Raw genomic sequence first — 19,095 nt, 5'->3', positions numbered from 1 at the left:
GTAACAATAATTTAATATTTGTTACCGCTGCGATTTAAAAAACAAAAAAGCCACGCTACGCACTATCTTCTGATAAAGCACGCATGACAATAATGATTATTGTGAGTAAATCGCGAGGACGATGTAGGGCTAAGCTTTCGTGGCGCGTATCATACCATTGTCTAAACAAAAGTGAGCAAATTAACTGCATTTTTTTTAAATTTTTTGTATTTTTTTTGAATATCTAGGCCTTATAAAACCTAACTTAGAGCGAATAAAACGATTTTAAAATTTGCCAATCGTAAATTCTAATTAAAATATCGGGTTTGGATAGATTTATTTAATCGTACTCAAGCTGATATGATTTTTTATATTGAATAAACTCGATATAAAAAGTATCATTATCGTCTTCGAATTTATTAAGTCATTGTATAAGCATCACGTTTGAACAGGTGAATTGATGAAATATGGTGCGTAGAGGCTGGTAAATGAGTCATCACCCGACATGCTGTGTGCACGCGGACTGAGTCTTTAAAGAAACCAGCAATTAAAATAAGGCGCGTAGTTGACGCAAGATTTCATAATGCGCCGCAAGCTCTGGATTAAACCATACAATCTGCAACAATAATAAGCCAAATAAAATTAAGTTAATCGCACACCAAATTAGATAGTATTTCCAGTGTTTACTTTTCCGTTGTTTTATTTGCTGCTGACGCAAGTTGTCACGGTCACTCGATAAATACAACAATGGAGAATTTAAGCTGTCTATACTTTGAAAATATTTTAAATTGTTGAGATAGGTTAATAAGTCAATATTGGAGTTTTCAATTTTCTGCTGAAAAATTTCAAGCACATTGGGTTTTTCACTGTCATGCTGTATGGCGGATGTAACATGATGCAGCTCATCAAATTTATCAACTAGCGTTGCTGGTGCATATAAATGTGTGATGGCATTAAAAGTGAAATTACACTTTGCGCAACAAACCATACCCTGAGCCAGCGTAAGCTGTTTTTGCGTTACGTGGTAAATCGTTTTGCACTGAGGGCAGCGGGTTTGTTTGGCGCTCATGTATAGACCAGCCTCGTCTAAAGCTTACGCGTGGCGTTTTCCAGAAATACGACACCAGTTTTCTTCGCGTTTCTCGATTTGCAAGATATCAAAATACTGCGTGTAAACGGCCGAGACATCTTCAACCTGTTCTTCAATCACGCCTGCAAGTGCAAATTCGCCTTCAGGTTTTAGTAGCGTTGCAAATTCAGGTGCCAGCATCATGAGTGGGCTAGCCAGAATGTTTGCCACTAATACATCAGCTTGAGATTCTTTTGATTTAAATTCTGCATCGAACTCTTCAGGCAAACCTACATACAAACGATCAAGTACGCCGTTGAGTTCGGCATTTTGCTTGGTTGCAAGTACCGCTTGCGGATCGATATCGGTGGCATATACCTTTTTAGCACCCAATAAAAGCGCTGCAACGGCTAAAATGCCTGAACCACAACCAAAATCAATCACCGTCTTGTCTTTTAGATCGGTTTGCCCCAACCATTGCAGGCATAAGAATGTACTGGCATGATTACCGGTTCCAAAAGCTAGGCCCGGATCAAGCTTAATATTGACTGCATCTGCATCGGGTGCTTCTAGCCACTCAGGTACAATCCAGAACTTCTCGTTAATTTGGATCGGATCATAGTAATCCATCCATGCGCGTTCCCAGACTTGATCTTCAAGTTGTTCATGACGCATTGGTGCATTAGGCAATTGCGCACTTAAAAACGCTTCAAGTTTGGCAACATCGATTGGATCTTGCTCATCTTCTTGATAAATTCCAGTCACAATCACTTTATTCCAAAGCGGTGTTTCGCCTGGAAGCGGTTCAAGTAATGCCTGATCTTCTGCATCATCTAAAGTGACACTGACTGCTCCGAGTGACAAAAGCAATGTTTCAGTGAAATCAACGTGTTCTTGATCGACAGTAATGTGTATTTGTAACCACTTCACGGGAATGAGACCTAAATTTTCTTCTAAAGCGGTATTGTAACGGATAAATGCAAAGCCAGAACATTAATTTCTTAAGCCATACGATTTATCCGTATTTATGGCGCTTTACTCGGTTTTTATAGCCATCTTATTTTCAGTCGTTATGGGTGAATAACGCTTCAACATACTGCCGAAGAGGGCAGCAAAAATGTACATGAAGATTGAGTAAATGGCGGCTGGCATGGCGATGGTGGTACTCGATAAAATCGTGAGCGCAATGGTCATGGCCAATGTACTGTTATGAATCCCAATCTCAAACGCACAGGCGCGAGCTTGCGTACTATTAATACCGAAGTAGCGTGGTACAAAGTAACCAATGAACAGGCTTGCAAAACAAAAAAGTGCAGTTGCCAGTCCGACTTGAGTAATGTACTCCATAATATTGTGTCGCTCTCTGGTAAGCGCTGCCAAAATAATAAACACCAAAAAGACCACAGCAAAGGTGCGTACGGGCTTATGCAAGCGGTCTGCCAGACGAGGCAAAGTATGCCGTATAATCATGCCCAAGCAGACTGGAACCAAGATGATTAAAAACACTTGAATCACTTTACTAAACTGTAATCCGAGCTGCTGACCGTCATTAATAAAGTGTTGAATTGCAAGATTGACAATAAAAGGTAAGGTAAACGCGGCGATGACCGAGTTGATTGCAGTAAGCGTAATATTGAGTGCAATATCACCTTGATATAAATAACTGAATAAATTTGCTGTGGGCCCACCCGGTGATGCGGCGAGCAACATCAAGCCAACGGCAAGAAGGGGTGAAAGACTTAACAGTTTGCAGATGAAAAAAGCAATTCCAACCAGAATGACCAATTGACATACTAATGCCAGTAAAACTGCCTTAGGGTGCTTAGCAACGCGTGTGAAATCCTGAGGGCGAAGTTCCAGACCAAGCCCAGCCATGATAATGGCAAGCGCAATGGGGAGGAATACCGTAATAATACCTAAATCCATTTTTTAAATCCTGAATAAGCTGTTGTTTTAATTCTGTCGTGACTTTTATGTTATTTCATAGATCATTGATACATAGAAAAACACAGGTTATTAAAACCTGTGTTTTTAATGGGCGAAATAATTTGAATCGTTTGGGTTATGGCGCAGGTGCTTTGAACTGCAGTTTGCCATCGGCGTTTGGCTGACAGGTACCATTGAATGTGACACCTTTGTAGCCATATGAGGCCCAGTCACCTTGCTTTTTCTTCATACACGCTTTTATCTGAGCATTGGTTTCTGCTTTGGTCATTTCAGCATTTGCCATACTCATTGCTGCTAAGCTGACAATTGCCACAGAAAAAGTTTTTAACATGATGTTTTTCATTTTGCATACCTATTATATAAATTTGATTTTGAAAGTGATTCATAAGTGGTGGTACATTTTTTATTCTAAAATTGATTTTAAAAAAGTCTATTGCTTTCTATTTTAATACTGAAACAAATTGTCAAAACCTGTGTGCGACTATGAATTTTGTATCAATAATTTTGTAATAACATGCATGATCCTAGGGTGAACTTTGCTATAATGTTTCGTCTTTTTTTTCTGGTGATTTTTTGCCATGCATTATCCTAAAGTTTATGATGTTATCGTGATCGGTGGCGGGCACGCAGGTACCGAGGCGGCATTGGCTGCTGCACGTATGGGACGACAGACTTTGCTCTTGACTCACAACATTGAGACTTTAGGGCAGATGAGCTGTAATCCGGCCATTGGTGGTATTGGTAAATCGCATTTGGTTCGCGAAATTGATGCCTTGGGCGGTGCTATGGCGCTGGCAGCAGATAAAGGGGGGATTCAATTTCGAATTCTCAACTCAAGAAAGGGTGCAGCGGTTCGTGCTACGCGTGCACAGGCAGACCGTGTACGCTATAAAGCGGCTATTCGTGATTCACTTGAAAACCAGCCAAATCTAGATATTTTTCAGCAAGCAGCCGATGATCTGATTGTAGAAGGTGATACCGTCAAAGGTGTTGTCACCCAGATGGGCATTCGTTTTGACACCAAAACAGTGGTTTTGACCACAGGTACGTTCTTGGGTGGTGTGATTCATATTGGCTTAGAAAAGTCGAGCGGTGGTCGTGCCGGTGATCCGCCTTCCATTGCTTTGGCTGATCGTTTACGTGAGTTAAAACTTCCGGTAGGACGTCTTAAAACAGGTACGCCGCCACGTATTGATGCACGCTCGGTTGATTTTTCTGTCATGACGGCTCAGCCAGGTGATTTTCCATCTCCTGTGATGTCGTTTATGGGTGATGTATCCATGCATCCAGAGCAGGTAAGCTGCTATATCACGCACACCAACGAAAAAACTCATGACATTATCCGTGGTGGACTGGATCGTTCACCAATGTATACGGGCGTGATTGAAGGGGTTGGCCCACGTTATTGCCCATCTATTGAAGACAAGATTCATCGTTTTGCCGATAAAGATTCACATCAGGTATTTTTGGAGCCTGAAGGGCTAGATACGCACGAACTTTATCCGAACGGGATTTCAACATCATTGCCATTTGATGTTCAGTTTGAATTGGTCCGTTCAATTCGTGGGATGGAAAATGCCCATATTTTGCGTCCAGGCTATGCCATTGAATACGATTATTTTAATCCGCAAGCATTGAAATTTACTCTAGAAACCAAAGCAATTCAGAACTTGTACTTTGCAGGTCAGATCAATGGCACAACCGGTTATGAAGAAGCTGGTGCGCAGGGTCTATTGGCGGGTCTAAATGCAGCACGTCGTGCATGGGATCAGGAACAATGGACGCCTAAACGTGATGAAGCATATATGGGTGTGTTGGTCGATGACTTAATTACCTTGGGTACGAAAGAACCCTACCGTATGTTTACCTCACGTGCCGAGTATCGCTTAATGCTACGTGAAGATAATGCAGATCAGCGTTTGACCCCGATCGGACGTGAACTTGGATTGGTCGATGATACCCGCTGGGCAGCTTACTGTGAAAAAATGGAAGCAGTTGAAACTGAAACGGCACGCTTGGCGCACCTTTGGGCTGCACCAAACAACCCAATGGGTAAAAAGTTTGTCGAAATGACTGGTGCCGACTTAAGTAAAGAGTGCAGTGCAATCGATTTGCTTAAACGCCCAAACATTAACTTTACCCAAATTGCTGAGCTTACAGGTTCAGATGTTGCTGTACATGTGGGTGAGCAAATTGAGATTGCAGTCAAGTATGAAGGCTATATCAATCGTCAGCACGAAGATGTCGCACAGCTCAAGCGTCTTGAAGAAACAAAAATTCCAACAGATTTTGATTATGACGCTGTATCTGGTTTATCAAGAGAAATTACGCAGAAGCTCAAAACCGTTCGTCCTGATACGCTAGCTCAAGCGCATCGCATTCCGGGTGTAACTCCTGCAGCCGTTCAGCTCATTATGATTACTATCCGAAAAAATGCGCAATTAAAGAAAACAGCATAGTTTAAGCCTTATGCTGAACAAAAAGCCCAATTTTGATTGGGCTTTTTTTATGAACGTAAAGACGAAAGCAGAAATACTGTTAAACATTTAAATGCATATTCTGTGCGTTTTTTCTTATTTTTCATCTGATCAAATTTTTTCTATAGTGTCTTTACATTCTAAAGCAAGAGGTAATGTTTATGACCATGAAATCCATTCGTTACAACGGTTATGACCTTGCATGCTGTTTTTCATGTATGGCTTAACACGTATTACGGGTGTCACACTGAAGAGCGGGGCTTCATGTGGCAAGTTCTGTACAATAAAAACTGACAGCGCAAAACTAAGAACAGCAATAAAAACGATTTTCAAGAGAGCATAGTTGCTCTCTTTTTTTTATTCTTCTATTTCATTGACGGCTTGATGAAGTTCGGCTGGTTCAATATGAATGAGTTTTTTACCAAAACTTCTGAGCCACCATACCAATTGTGATGTAAACGGCACTTCAGCGCTCACTTCATACAGATTTTCATCGATCATCTGAATATGCTGTTCTTTGGTAAGCTGGCTTTCGTAAAAGCTCTGCGCCGTACTTTCATTAACGGTGAGTTTGAGCTGAATCATCTCGGTCGGTTTACTGTAATCAAAACGGAAACCAAGGGCACCCGACTCAATGTAGTCATCGATATCGAAATCGACGGGGTGCAAAGCGCGCGAATTCAGTACAGTTGCTGATTTAAAACGGTGCAAGGCAAAGGTTTGCACTTCACTTTTACCATGACGAGTACAGATCAAATAAATAATTGCACCTTTTTGAACCAATGCAAGTGGATTTAAAATATAGGTTTTTTCATCTGCCTGAATATTGCGTGGTGTGTAAATACATTCGATTTGCTTGTCTTGCAATAAACCTTCGTAAATTGCCTGCTGAGCCTGCTTGTCGACAGTGGGTGGAATCAGAGGTTGGCTAGCAGGTACAATCCGAACTCGATTGATCCACTGTCTGACGTTATTTTGAGTAGACAGGCTTCGACGAGCCAGATCAAACCATGGGTTCATTTCATCGATCAAACTGGGTGGAAGTAAATGTTTGAGATGCTGTTCCACCATCATAAACGTAACGGCCTGAGAGCTGGTCATGTGCGGTAAACTTTGTAGCGGTGCATCTGCTCGCCAGCGCCATCCCTGAGGAACGGTTTTATTGCTTTCAATTGGAAATCGTTGTGCAATCTGGTTTAAATCTCGCTGTATGGTACGCAAACTGATTTCAATGCCTTCACGCTCTAAAATTTCTTGCAATTCACGTGTGCCCATCCATTTTCCGGTCGAGAGTCGTGATAAGATGTGCCACTGGCGAAAGAGGCTATTCGATGTTTCTTTTTCTTGTGAAGACATAAGCGACTAAATCAAACAAAATACTTTAATTACCTACACCTTAAAAAAACTATTTTGGTTTGGCAAGAATGTAAGAACAATATTGCCTATATTTTGATACAGGTTAATAGATGAAATACATCACAACTCGGTTCATTATGTAAGACAAGAAACACAAAGAGACAGCGAAATGGCATCATATTTGCTAGTCATAAAATAAGTAAACGAGAAAGGCGAGGTCTGTATGTTAGAAGAAGAGAAAGACTTGCATACGATAAGTGAGCATTATATGAAAGAAAAATTGACCAACGTTTTATCAACCCAGCCTTCGTTTCTGAACCAGCTTAGCGTAAGCACAAATCTTTTTGATCAACTTAAATCTAAGTTTTTTAACGAGATGCTGGATGATGTAACGTCTAATGGAGAAGCATCAAAAAAAATTGAACAATGGCTATCGACTCATTCATTGGAGGAGTTAAAACAGTTAAACACTCATGCGAAGCAGCATTTTTTGTATGAGGGAATTACGTTTACGGTTTATGGCGATCAGGAAGGAACAGAGCGAACTATCCCATTTGATCTTATTCCACGAATTATTGAAACAAAACAATGGGAAAAAATTTCTACAGGTTGTGAACAGCGGGTTAAGGCACTTAATTTATTTTTAGACGATATTTATCACCATCAAAATATACTCAAAGAAGGTATTGTACCGCATACACAAATTATGACCCACGAAGCTTTTCAGCCACATATGCTGAACCACAGTTTAAAAGGGCAGGTTTATTCACAAATTAGCGGTATCGATATTATTCGAGATGGAAAAGGTGAGTTTTTTGTTTTAGAAGATAATCTACGTACACCTTCTGGTGTTTCATATATGCTGGAAAGCAGAAAAATCAGTAAAAAACTGATGCCAGAACTTTGTGTTGCAAACAAGCTACATGAAATCGAACAATATCCAACAGTGCTCAAGGCGATTCTAGCCGAAAATGCACATGTGGATAATCCTTTAATTGTGATATTGACACCGGGTCGATTCAATAGTGCTTACTATGAACATGCCTTTCTCGCCCGAGAAATGGACGTTCCTTTAGTCACTAGTCGCGATTTGTATGTTGAAAACGATACGGTTTATGTCAAGACGATACGTGGTCGTCAACGTGTCGATGTGATCTATCGTCGTATCGATGATGCATTTTTAGATCCGCTTACATTTAGACCTGATAGTAGCTTAGGTGTACCAGGTTTGATGTCTGCATATTTAAAAAATCGTGTGGTGATTGCCAATGCACCGGGAACGGGTGTGGCCGATGACAAATCGGTTTATCCGTATGTCGATGACATGATTAAATTTTATCTGAATGAAACTCCAATCTTAAAGAATGTCCCGACTTACCAGTGCCGTCTGGATGAACATCTAGACTATGTACTTGGTAATCTTGAGCGTCTGGTGGTTAAAGAGGCTCAGGGATCGGGAGGATACGGAATGTTGATTGGGCCAAAAGCTGAATCTGCTGAAATTTCCGAATTTAGAAAAAAAATCCTTGCGCATCCGCATTTATATATTGCTCAACCTACACTCGATCTATCGGTTGCTCCGACATTAACTCAGGATGGTATTGCTGAACGTCATATCGATTTACGACCATTTGTACTGACTTCACCTGATCGCACTGAAATTGTTCCTGGTGGTTTAACCCGAGTTGCCATGAAAGAAGGCTCTCTTGTGGTTAATTCTTCACAGGGTGGCGGAATTAAAGATACGTGGGTTGTTGATGCACTGCATTCCTAACTAAATCAGGAAGGAACTTTATGATTTTACTTAGTTCAAACGCGAATAATATTTTTTGGTTAGGGCGCTATTTAACGCGCATCCAGTACTTTTGCAATAAACTCCCTTTTACGGACGATCAAAAGGCAATTGATTTTAGTCATGCGTTTTGTTTGCCAGCTTATGATGCTGCATCACTCAACACCTTGGCACTTGATCCTGAACAGCAATTTTCATTAATGAGCCAGTTTGCAGTGGCACGCGATAATATTCATGAACTGCGCGCCGTATTGAGTGCAAATACATACGCTGAAATGATTCAACTAGTGAAAAATGCCAGTAGTCAGCCGGGTTATATATGCGATGTTGTTTCGGAATGTAATGAGCTGCTGGAGTCTGAATCTGAAGATGTCTTTTTGTTTTTTAGTTTGGGTCAAAAGCTTGAACTGCTAGACAGTCTGATACGGTTTAAACAAGACCCATCAGCGGTATTAAATGAAATCGATGTGATTGTAGGGCTATTAAATGAATTGGGATGGACTGCACTTGATGATGCTTGGATTTCATTGAAGCAGTCTCCAGACACCATGTCACTTTATCACTTTGGCGATCAATTGCAGTTAATGTTTGAGGGAACTGCATGAAGTTAATGGTGAACCATCAAACCCATTACCATTACAGTGAAATGGCGTGTAACAGTATCCAGTATATCAAGATGGTTCCCCAAAGTTCAGCGCATCAAACTGTACATAACTGGGACATTAGTGTCCCAGGTGTACATGATGTTCAGCGCGATATCTTTGATAATATTTGGATGACTTCGTCGCAACGTTTTAATTATCTGAATCTCACCATTATGGCGCAGGGTATAATTGAGTTGTCTCCTCGAAGTGGTGTAAACCATGCACTGCACCTACCTGTGGAATTGTTTTTGCAACATACACCTGCAACACAATGCTCGGTTGAGATGCTGGACTTTGCGATGTCTATTATGAGTAATAAAACGCTCAATAGTTTGCGTGTTTTGAGTGAACGTATCTTAAGGCACGTTTCGTATTTGCCTGAATCGACAACAGTGCAAACCACTGCGGAGCATGCGTTTGAGTTAAAAAATGGTGTGTGTCAGGATCATGCCCACATTATGGTGGCAATGTGCAGGGCGCTTGGATTACCTGCGCGCTATATTTCTGGTTATTTGTATGATAATAATTCGCCGCACTTGGCCAGCCATGCATGGGCGGAAGTGTATCTTGACGAAAAATGGCATTGTTTCGATGTCAGTAATCAGATTTTTGAGCCAAACACGTTAATTTATGTTGCAATAGGACGTGATTATTTTGATGCCGCTCCTGTACGGGGGATTCGTGAAAAGGGGGGTATTGAAAAGATGATATCAACGGTGCAAGTGTTGGCGTGTTAGATGGAAGTGGAATATATGACCTATTGTTGTGCATTACGTTTAAAAGATGGTTTGGTGTTTATCAGTGATACACGAACAAATGCAGGTGTGGATCAAATCTCGGTTTTTCGCAAACTTTATACTTTTGGTAAAGAAGGGGATCGTATTATTGCGATTCAAACTGCCGGAAATTTAGCAACGACTCAGGCGGTGATTGGACATTTGCGTAATCAGTTAACGTTGCAAGAAGAGCCAAATATTTATACGCTCAATACCATGTTTGAGGTGGCGCAGCATGTTGGGCGTACTTTACGTAAAATCATTGCAGATGTGACCGATGATACCCAAGAACAAAGTAATTATTATTGTAACTTGTTGGTAGGCGGACAAATTGGTAATACTGAAATGCAGTTATATCATATTTATCCTCAAGGGAATTTTATCTGTGCCACTAAAGATACGCCATTTTTTCAAATTGGGGAAAGTAAATATGGTAAGCCGATTCTAGACCGTGCGCTTACCTACGATATGCCACTCGATGAAGCTGTACGCTGTAGCTTAATTTCGTTTGACTCGACGCTCAGATCAAATGTATCTGTGGGTATGCCACTCGATTTGCTGGTTTATCGTGCGGATACATTGAAAATGCCAAGAGGGAAACGAATCACTCAACAAGATGAGTATTTTCAAAAGATCAGCCGACAATGGTCTGAAACTTTACGCCGTGGTCTACATGAAATTCCTAAACCTGAAGAAGACTATCTGGAATAAAGACTTAAATTTATTCCAGATAAATGCAGTCAGCTCAATTTAAATTTTTTGACGCTGTGGACGTTGGGTAAGACGACACAGCAGTTCATAGCCGATCGTTCCATTGGCTTTAGCTACATCATCGACCAAGCGTTTTTCGCCCCACAATTCGACTTCTGCTCCAAGTTCAATCTGTTCATCTGTGATATCAATAGCCAGCATATCCATACTCACGCGACCAATTAGTGGCTTTAATTGGCCATTTATTGAAACATAATTTTGTTCAATAAAGGCACGCGGGTAGCCATCACCATAGCCAATCGAAACGATGGCAATGTCCATTGCATGGGGCGCAGTAAATAGTGAACCGTAACCAACACGATCACCCGTATTAAGATGATTGATTGCCATCACACTGGCAGTTAAACGCATCACCGGTTTCAGGCCTAATTCTTCTATACTTCGATCTGCAAATGGGCTTGCACCATAAAGCATAATACCTGGGCGGACATAATCAAAATGCAACTCTGGCCAGTTATAGATCGCGGCCGAATTACAGCACGAGAGCTCAATAGGTGTGCATTGAGATTGAATGCTCAGCAGGGTGTCGATCTGCTGCCGATTCATGGGATGATCAGGCTCATCTGCATTGGCAAAATGCATAGTTAAAACACAGTGAAAACCTTCAGATTGTAGTAATTTAATTATATCTACAATCACTTCTGGTTTAAAACCCAAGCGGTTCATGCCGCTATTGAGTTTGACCCAGACCTTAAGTCCTTGCGCGTTATATTGGGTTTTGTGAGCAAGCAGCCAGTTTAATTGCTCAGCCTGATGAACCACGCATTCGAATCGGTGCTGAAGTACAACAGGCATTTCTTGTTCTGAAAACACGCCCTCTATGAGTGTCACAGGGTGTTGATAGCCAGCTTGTCGGATTTCTAAGGCTTCACTCAAGCACGCCACCCCAAATGAATCTGTGGCATTTAAGGCATCTAAACAGTCTTTGACACCATGCCCATAAGCATTGGCCTTGACCATACTCACCACCTTGGCATTTGGTGCCAGCGCTTTAACACGATTAAAATTATGCTGAAGTGCTGTTTGGTCGATGTAGACTGTCGCTTGACGCACCCTGATTACTCCCTTGCAAATCTAACTTACTCTTCGTCATCGTATTGGCTGTAATACTCTGGCGAGAGATTACTAAAGCGTGTGTACTGTCCCTCAAAAGCCAATCGCACAGTACCAATTGGGCCGTTACGTTGCTTACCAATGATAATTTCGGCGGTGCCTGCTTCTTTAGATTCTTTGTTATAGACTTCATCACGATAAATAAACATGATTAAGTCGGCATCCTGCTCAATCGCACCCGATTCACGCAAATCTGACATGACCGGACGTTTATTGGGTCTATTTTCTAAACTACGGTTGAGCTGAGATAGTGCAATCACAGGACATTCCATCTCTTTGGCAAGTGCTTTTAAACTTCGCGAAATTTCACCAATCTCACCTACACGGTTGTCACCCATGCCCGGAACTTTCATGAGCTGCAAATAGTCGATCATGATACAGCCGAGTTTACCACCATGTTGTTTGGCAATACGTCGAGCCCGTGCACGAACTTCTGTGGGTGGAAGTGCGGAGGAGTCATCGATGTACAAATGCTTTTCTTGAAGTTGTAAAATTGTACCCGTGACCTTCGACCATTCATCGCCGTCGAGCTTGCCCGAACGTAAATGTCCTTGATGCACTTTGCCATAAGATGAAATCAGACGCATGGCAATCGAATCTGCGGGCATTTCCATCGAAAATACCAACGCAGGTAAATTACAGTTGAAAAGTACACTTTCGACCAAATTCATGGCAAAAGTAGTTTTACCCATTGATGGACGTGCGGCCACGATAATCATATCGCCAGACTGCATTCCGTAGGTTTTATTATCAAGCTCAAGAAAACCAGTAGATAGCCCGGTAATATTGCCATCAAGTTTCGATAGTTCATCGAGTTTGGTGATGACATCTGCGGTTACCGAGCTAATCGATTTTGGGCCTGCATCTTTTTTGTTGTTATTGTGCTGTTCGGCCAGCGAAAAAATATTGGTTTCAGCCAAATCCAAAATTTCGCTGACCGGGCGACCTTTGGTGTCATAGGCATTTTGTAAAATGTCACTGCTGACCTTGATCATGCTTCGAAGTGTTGAAAACTCTTTAATTTTATTGGCATAGGTTTCAAGATTGTAAAAACTCGATGGCGAATCTGCCATTAGTTGCATTAAATATTCTTCACCGCCAATGGCATCGAGTAGATTTTGTTTGAGTAACCAGTCATTGACCAATACAGCATCGTACGGAGAGTTCTCAAGGGCTAATTTTTCAATAGCACGATAGATATATTTATGGCGTGTCGCATAAAAATCATTTTCTTTGAGTAAGTCACCCACTTGTTCAAAAGATTCGGCAACGGTCATTAAGGCTGCCAAAACAGCTTGTTCAATAGCTAAATTATGCGGTGGGGTACGAAATTCTTTTAACTGACCTGAGTCACTCACTTTACTCTCTGTGTTTGGAGAATTTTTTGTAAAATTGGCATTCGCCTGTGACATAGCAAGACCTAATAAAAAGATGAACCAAAAACCAAGTGCCTATCTTAATGCAAATGCAGCGGAACAGGACAAATAAATTCATTGAAAATTGTGTAAGCAGTACAATAGTCTATTCAATCAACACTTTGATGATAAGCACACAAAACACTGAGGTAGATTGTACAGTGGTATTAAGGGAAAAGATGATTGAAGGTGATCTCTATTCGATCATTCATGAAGAGATGAGATATTCAATCTCTTCATGCTTATTTTGAGTAAAATAAAATTTAAGGCTTGGCAAACCAGTCTTTTTCAAACTTGCCATGTTTTAATCGATAAAGCGAAAGCCCATAACGAAGATTATTATGAGCTGCATCTTTGACAAATCCAGTATCTTTCCCAAGAGAATAAAGAAATGCATCGATAAGCAGTAGAGTGAAGTCGATAAACCACCAAAACCCCAGCCCACCTAGCGTAATTAATTTTAAAAAACCACTCAGTTTTTTTCCAAGATAGAAGCGATCTAGCCCTAGAATTCCAAAGAACATGGCAAGAATAAGAGCAACAATTCGATTTTTCTTTTTCATCGTTATTACCATCTATAAATCATCGTGTAAAAATTCATCATTTTAATAATAAAAAAAGCATGCTAAAAAGCATGCTTTTTTTGTGAAGCAAAAATTACTCAGATACGATTGTAACGAGAACTTCTGCAACAACATCATGGTGCAATTGGATTGCGATGTTGAATTCACCAGTGTGACGAAGCGCACCGTTTGGTAGGCGTACTTCAGCACGGTCAACTGCAAGACCAGCATTTGTTAATGCGTCTGCAATATCACGAGTACCGATTGAACCGAATAGTTTACCTTCGTCACCAGCTTTCGCAGTGATTACGATGTTAACTTCGTTCAATTGATCAGCACGTGCTTGAGCAGAAGACAAAACTTCAGCTTCTTGTTTTTCAAGTTCAGCACGACGAGCTTCAAAAGCAGCAGTGTTTGCTTCGGTTGCAGCAACAGCTTTACCCTGAGGGATCAAGAAGTTACGGCCATAACCAGCTTTAACTGATACTTTGTCACCAAGTTTACCTAGGTTTTTAATGCGTTGTAATAAGATAACGTCCACAGCTCACCTCACTTATGGTTGTCAGTGTACGGAATCAAAGCCAAGTAACGAGCTTGTTTGATCGCAAGCGCGAGTTGACGTTGATAACGAGCTTTAGTACCAGTGATACGGCTAGGAACGATCTTGCCGTTTTCAGTGATGTACTGTTTTAAAGTGTCGATATCTTTGTAGTCGATGTACGCAACATTCTCAGCTGTAAAGCGGCAGAACTTGCGACGACGGTAAAAACGTGCCATTGATGTTCTCCTTAAGCTTCAGCAGATTCTTGAGCTTGTTGTGCTTCTTCACGTTGAGCTTTACGCGCACGTTTTTCTTCAGCACTTTTAGCAAGTAAAGATTCTTCAGTGATTGCGTTTTCACGACGGATAATGATGTTACGAATAATTGCATCGTTATAACGGAACAATTCTTCAAGCTCATCAAGAGTCGTTTGACCACATTCAACATTCATTAGAATGTAGTGTGCTTTATGAATCTTGTTAATTGGGTAAGCCAATTGACGACGGCCCCAATCTTCTAGACGGTGAATTTGACCTTCAGCTTCTTTAATTTGTGAGATATAGCGTTCAACCATACCCACAACTTGATCGCTTTGGTCTGGATGTACCAAGAGTACGATTTCGTAGTGACGCATTGTCAGCTCCTTACGGTTTAAACAGCCCCTAACCATATTGTGGTCAGAAGCAAGGAGTCATAGCTTAAAAAGCTATGTCGCAAAATAGCGAGGCTAGATTATAAAGAATAACGGTATTGAAAACAAATGAATTAGCAAAAACGACGTGATTTATTTCTGATGATCTATAAAATAATCCTCTCTTATTAAAAGAGAGGAAGATTTGGAGCAGGGGACTGATAACTAAAACTAAAGCTTAAGCTCAATAACGTAATCAAAATTACAGAAAAGAGAAACAAACGCTTTGCCCAGAGTTGATCATTTTCTGCCTTGAAACCAATAATCGACAAATATAACCAGTATGCACTGAGTGCATTGAAGGTGATCAGGAAGAAAATATTGGTATAGCCAAAACAGTACAGTCCATTTAGAACCGCCGCAAAAAGTACAATGTAAATTAAACATTCCACTTTGGTTCGAAAGACGCTACGTGCAACAGGAAGAATAGGAATCCCAGCATTTTTGTAGTCATCAAATCGATAAATCGCAATGGCCCAAGAATGAGGCATTTGCCACAGCGCATAAGCCAAAAATACAAGCAATGCCGCAACATCAAATTGCTGACTCACTGCCGTGTAACCAATAACCGGCGGACATGCTCCAGAGACACTGCCAATGATAGTCTGATGAATAGATGTGCGCTTCGTCCAAAGACTATAAAGCACCACATAAACAACAAAACCAATAAAAGCAAATGCAAATGAATACGGATTTACCCAAAACCATAAAATACCAAACCCAATTAAACCTAAAGCCAAGGCAAAAATGAGTGCAGTAGTAGGAGAAATGGTTTTTTTCACTAAGGCACGATTTTGTGTACGCTCCATTTTCTGGTCGATATCTTGATCAATCACATTATTGACCACACAACCAGAGGCGACAACAAAAGTGGTTCCTAGAAGAGTAAGGATAAGTAAAAGGAAATCTACATGGCCTTGGGCGGCTAAAAAGAAGCCGCCCAAGGTGGTAATGAAATTACCAAACAGAATTCCTGGTTTTGTCAGGAATAAATACTTTTTCAGCATGACAATCAGTTTAGATCATCATGTTGAAATGAAGGTAATTCATGATCCATACCGAACCGACTAGCAAGATAGCAATCGTTAAAATGGTATAGATAAATGCAATAAGATTCCAGCGTTGTTCAGATGAGGTATTCATGTGTAAAAAGAACACAAGTTGAACCAATACCTGAGCAACGGCAGTAATACCGATTACAGTCATGAGTAGGCCACGACCAAACCCTCCAGCCATAACCATTCCAAACGGAATAATGGTTAACACGACTGATAGGATGAATCCAATCGTGTATTGCTTGAAGTTACCATGTGAAGCGCCAGAAGCATTATGATCATGACTCATTAGAGAACTCCCATTAGGTAAACGATACTGAATACACAGATCCATACGATATCAAGGAAGTGCCAGAACAAGCTTAGACAAGCAAGACGACGGGTGTTTGGTAAAGTGAGGCCTTGAGTCTTGATTTGATACATCAAAACAAGCATCCACACCAAGCCAGAAGTTACGTGAATACCGTGCGTACCTACTAAGGTAAAGAACGCAGATAAGAACGCACTTGTGCTCGGACCATGTCCAGCGTGAACTAAATGATGAAATTCATAAAGTTCCATACCAATGAACGATGCACCAAAAATGAAGGTGACAAAAAGCCATACAATCACTTGGTTGACGTTCTTTTTGTATGATGCAAGAACCGCAAAACCAAACGTTACAGATGAGATCAAGAGGGCAAATGTTTCAGTTAAAACAAAACCTAATGATTCACTGAACAAATCGTGTGCTGTTGGTGTGCCTGGTGGAACATGGCTGCTCAATACAGCGAACGCGATGAAGAGTGTACCGAATAAAATCAAGTCACTCATCAAGTATGTCCAAAAACCAAAGACCGTTAAGTCCGTATCATCATGTTCGTGATGATCGTCGTGTCCATGGTTTTCGTGATGAAGTACTTCAGCCATTTACTTAGTCCTTCTTCAAGTGTTTTTCAAGTAACGCGTAACGTTCGTTTTCGATACGCTCAACTTCAGCAGCAGGTACGTAGTAATCCACTTCTTTTGTGAATGAACTGCGAATCAGGCTTACAACTGAAGCAATAAACGTTACTGCTACTAGCCACCAGATGTGCCAGATAAGTGCAAAGCCCATAGCGCTGATAAACATCGCCATAACAAAGCCAGCTGCACGGTCTGTTGGCATATGAATGTCTTCATATTTAGTCGGGCGTGCATACGCTACACCGTTTTCTTTGTCAGTCCAGAACGTGTCAATACCACGGATTTCAGGAATTTTAGCAAAGTTATAAAACGGAGCAGGAGAAGAGGTAGACCACTCGAGCACACGACTATCCCATGGATCGCCTGTATGGTCCATGTTTTGATGACGTTGTAGGAAACCTACAATAATTTGCATCAAGAAACATGCAATACCGATTGCAACAAGCACGGCACCAAAGAGTGCAATAGCCAAGTACGGGTCCCATTCAGGGTTGTCATATGTATTCAAACGACGAGTCATACCCATGAAACCAAGGATATAAAGCGGCATGAATGCAAAATAGAAACCAAAGAACCAGAACCAGAACGCTGCTTTGCCCCAAGCTTCATTAAGCTTCCAGCCAAACATTTTTGGCCAGTAGAAAATGATACCTGCAAACATACCAAATACCACACCACCAATAATAACGTTATGGAAGTGAGCAATAAGGAACAGGGAGTTGTGAACCAAGAAGTCTGCTGGCGGTACAGCCATAAGAACACCGGTCAGACCACCAATACCAAAGGTAACCAAGAAGCCGATTGTCCAAAGCATTGGCGTTTCGAAAGTGATACGACCTTTATACATGGTAAATAACCATGAGAAGATTTTCACACCAGTCGGAATTGCAATGACCATGGTCATGATACCGAAGAATGCGTTAACGTTGGCACCAGCACCCATAGTAAAGAAGTGGTGTAACCAAACGACGAACGCAAGCACAGTAATTGCAATTGTTGCATACACCATTGATTTGTAACCAAAAAGTGTCTTGCGGGAGAACGTTGCAACAATTTCTGAATACAAACCAAATGCTGGAAGTACCAAGATATATACTTCAGGGTGACCCCATGTCCAGATCAAGTTCACATATAGCATTGGGCTACCGCCAAGCTCGTTTGTGAAGAAATGGAAGCCAAAGTAACGGTCAAGCGTTAGCATAGCTAGGGTTGCTGTTAGCACAGGGAATGCAGCAATAATCAGTACCGCAGTACACAAAGATGTCCAGGTAAAGATTGGCATGTCCATAAGTTTCATGCCTGGTGCACGCATTTTAATGATGGTAACAAAGAAGTTAACACCAGATAAAAGTGTACCTAAACCAGAAACCTGAAGCGCCCAGATATAGTAATCAACACCCACGCCTGGTGAATACTGAATACCAGATAGAGGCGGGTAAGCCATCCAACCTGTTGCAGCAAACTCACCAAGTACAAGCGAAGCCATCATGAGGCCAGCCGCACCAGCAAATAACCAGAAGCTTAAAGAGTTAAGCAAAGGGAATGCTACGTCACGTGCACCAATCTGTAGTGGAACAGAAATGTTCATCATACCCACTACAAGACCCATTGCCACGAAGAAAATCATGATCACACCGTGTGCGGTAAAGATCTGATCGTAGTGGTCTGGATGCAAGTAACCTTCACCACCGCCACGGGCGAGGAAAAGTTGAAGACGCATCATGATCGCATCTGCGAAACCACGCAAAAGCATGATCACGGATACGATGATATACATGATACCAATCTTTTTATGGTCTACAGTTTTAAACCATACATTCCAGAGGTATCCCCACTTTTTAAAGTAAGTGATCCCGCCAAAAACAGCAATTGCACCAATTGCCATAATGACCATGGTAACGAGTACAATCGGCTCTGTTGGAATAGAATCCCAACCCAGTTTGCCAAAAATCATATCCATG

At 41.3% G+C, this 19,095-nt stretch carries 19 protein-coding genes and 2 pseudogenes; 5 read left to right on the top strand and 16 right to left on the bottom strand.

Annotated features, from left to right (window positions below):
* Positions 1-753: 753 nt before the first annotated feature.
* The 5 genes and pseudogenes from KCV09_RS16470 to KCV09_RS06650 form a co-directional block, all read right to left on the bottom strand.
* Positions 754-832, bottom strand: a pseudogene (locus KCV09_RS16470) (MJ0042-type zinc finger domain-containing protein); the annotation flags it as partial.
* Positions 833-976: 144 nt separating this feature from the next.
* Positions 977-1,048: pseudogene (locus KCV09_RS16465) on the bottom strand (MJ0042-type zinc finger domain-containing protein); the annotation flags it as partial.
* Between the two features lie 24 nt (positions 1,049-1,072).
* Positions 1,073-1,978, bottom strand: coding sequence for a 50S ribosomal protein L11 methyltransferase (gene prmA / locus KCV09_RS06660; protein ID WP_151815242.1), 906 nt, complete (start codon positions 1,976-1,978; stop codon positions 1,073-1,075).
* Between the two features lie 105 nt (positions 1,979-2,083).
* On the bottom strand, positions 2,084-2,974 hold the full coding sequence (locus KCV09_RS06655; RefSeq protein WP_004938937.1) for a bile acid:sodium symporter family protein: 891 nt from the start codon (positions 2,972-2,974) through the stop codon (positions 2,084-2,086).
* Between the two features lie 136 nt (positions 2,975-3,110).
* Entirely contained in the window at positions 3,111-3,338 is a 228-nt protein-coding gene (locus KCV09_RS06650) for a hypothetical protein (protein ID WP_004938933.1), read from the bottom strand.
* A gap of 235 nt (positions 3,339-3,573) precedes the next feature.
* On the opposite strand from KCV09_RS06650, the gene mnmG reads away from it, so the two are divergent.
* Complete coding sequence (mnmG, locus tag KCV09_RS06645; protein ID WP_004948275.1) at positions 3,574-5,454, top strand: tRNA uridine-5-carboxymethylaminomethyl(34) synthesis enzyme MnmG; 1,881 nt, start codon at positions 3,574-3,576, stop codon at positions 5,452-5,454.
* A 375-nt stretch (positions 5,455-5,829) separates the two neighbouring features.
* On the opposite strand, the gene KCV09_RS06640 is transcribed toward mnmG, so the two are convergent.
* Positions 5,830-6,828 (bottom strand): helix-turn-helix transcriptional regulator, encoded by a 999-nt coding sequence (locus KCV09_RS06640; protein WP_004938928.1) that lies wholly within the window; start codon positions 6,826-6,828, stop codon positions 5,830-5,832.
* Positions 6,829-7,051: 223 nt separating this feature from the next.
* Between KCV09_RS06640 and KCV09_RS06635 the strand changes: the two genes are divergently transcribed.
* From KCV09_RS06635 to KCV09_RS06620, 4 genes are read left to right on the top strand one after another with little or no spacing between them, the layout of a single operon-like run.
* Positions 7,052-8,602 (top strand): circularly permuted type 2 ATP-grasp protein, encoded by a 1,551-nt coding sequence (locus KCV09_RS06635; RefSeq protein WP_025094464.1) that lies wholly within the window; start codon positions 7,052-7,054, stop codon positions 8,600-8,602.
* Between the two features lie 20 nt (positions 8,603-8,622).
* Complete coding sequence (locus tag KCV09_RS06630; RefSeq protein WP_025094465.1) at positions 8,623-9,225, top strand: alpha-E domain-containing protein; 603 nt, start codon at positions 8,623-8,625, stop codon at positions 9,223-9,225.
* Entirely contained in the window at positions 9,222-10,001 is a 780-nt protein-coding gene (locus tag KCV09_RS06625; RefSeq protein ID WP_119026149.1) for a transglutaminase family protein, read from the top strand. The genes KCV09_RS06630 and KCV09_RS06625 overlap by 4 nt, the downstream gene beginning before the upstream one ends.
* Before the next feature lie 15 nt (positions 10,002-10,016).
* Complete coding sequence (locus KCV09_RS06620) at positions 10,017-10,751, top strand: proteasome-type protease (RefSeq protein ID WP_004938914.1); 735 nt, start codon at positions 10,017-10,019, stop codon at positions 10,749-10,751.
* Between the two features lie 39 nt (positions 10,752-10,790).
* On the opposite strand, the gene alr is transcribed toward KCV09_RS06620, so the two are convergent.
* The 10 genes from alr to cyoB form a co-directional block, all read right to left on the bottom strand.
* Complete coding sequence (alr, locus tag KCV09_RS06615; RefSeq protein WP_151815244.1) at positions 10,791-11,864, bottom strand: alanine racemase; 1,074 nt, start codon at positions 11,862-11,864, stop codon at positions 10,791-10,793.
* 26 nt (positions 11,865-11,890) lie between these two features.
* On the bottom strand, positions 11,891-13,336 hold the full coding sequence (gene dnaB / locus KCV09_RS06610; protein ID WP_004938909.1) for a replicative DNA helicase: 1,446 nt from the start codon (positions 13,334-13,336) through the stop codon (positions 11,891-11,893).
* A gap of 266 nt (positions 13,337-13,602) precedes the next feature.
* The gene (locus tag KCV09_RS06605) at positions 13,603-13,902 is read right to left on the bottom strand and encodes a TM2 domain-containing protein (protein WP_004938907.1); all 300 of its coding nucleotides are present in this window, start codon (positions 13,900-13,902) and stop codon (positions 13,603-13,605) included.
* 94 nt (positions 13,903-13,996) lie between these two features.
* Positions 13,997-14,443: a 50S ribosomal protein L9 gene (rplI, locus tag KCV09_RS06600; RefSeq protein WP_004938905.1), complete on the bottom strand. Its 447-nt coding sequence runs from the start codon at positions 14,441-14,443 to the stop codon at positions 13,997-13,999.
* Positions 14,444-14,451: 8 nt separating this feature from the next.
* The gene (rpsR, locus tag KCV09_RS06595; RefSeq protein ID WP_004928375.1) at positions 14,452-14,679 is read right to left on the bottom strand and encodes a 30S ribosomal protein S18; all 228 of its coding nucleotides are present in this window, start codon (positions 14,677-14,679) and stop codon (positions 14,452-14,454) included.
* An 11-nt stretch (positions 14,680-14,690) separates the two neighbouring features.
* Positions 14,691-15,077, bottom strand: a complete 387-nt coding sequence (rpsF, locus tag KCV09_RS06590) for a 30S ribosomal protein S6 (protein ID WP_004938902.1) — start codon at positions 15,075-15,077, stop codon at positions 14,691-14,693.
* 185 nt (positions 15,078-15,262) lie between these two features.
* Positions 15,263-16,141 carry a heme o synthase gene (gene cyoE / locus KCV09_RS06585; protein WP_151745947.1) on the bottom strand — a complete coding sequence of 293 codons (879 nt, stop codon included), beginning with the start codon at positions 16,139-16,141 and terminating at the stop codon, positions 15,263-15,265.
* A gap of 10 nt (positions 16,142-16,151) precedes the next feature.
* The gene (locus tag KCV09_RS06580; protein WP_004938898.1) at positions 16,152-16,478 is read right to left on the bottom strand and encodes a cytochrome o ubiquinol oxidase subunit IV; all 327 of its coding nucleotides are present in this window, start codon (positions 16,476-16,478) and stop codon (positions 16,152-16,154) included.
* Positions 16,478-17,098 (bottom strand): cytochrome o ubiquinol oxidase subunit III, encoded by a 621-nt coding sequence (cyoC, locus tag KCV09_RS06575; protein ID WP_004938897.1) that lies wholly within the window; start codon positions 17,096-17,098, stop codon positions 16,478-16,480. Before cyoC ends, KCV09_RS06580 begins: the two co-directional genes overlap by 1 nt.
* Before the next feature lie 4 nt (positions 17,099-17,102).
* A complete protein-coding gene (gene cyoB, locus KCV09_RS06570; protein WP_004938895.1) occupies positions 17,103-19,094 on the bottom strand; it encodes a cytochrome o ubiquinol oxidase subunit I in 1,992 nt (663 codons plus the stop codon).
* Position 19,095: the final 1 nt, after the last annotated feature.

This window comes from Acinetobacter soli, from assembly GCF_018139125.1.
Lineage (GTDB): Bacteria > Pseudomonadota > Gammaproteobacteria > Pseudomonadales > Moraxellaceae > Acinetobacter > Acinetobacter soli.
Note: the sequence above shows the minus strand (reverse complement) of the source record. Positions and strands in the feature narration are given on the sequence as shown.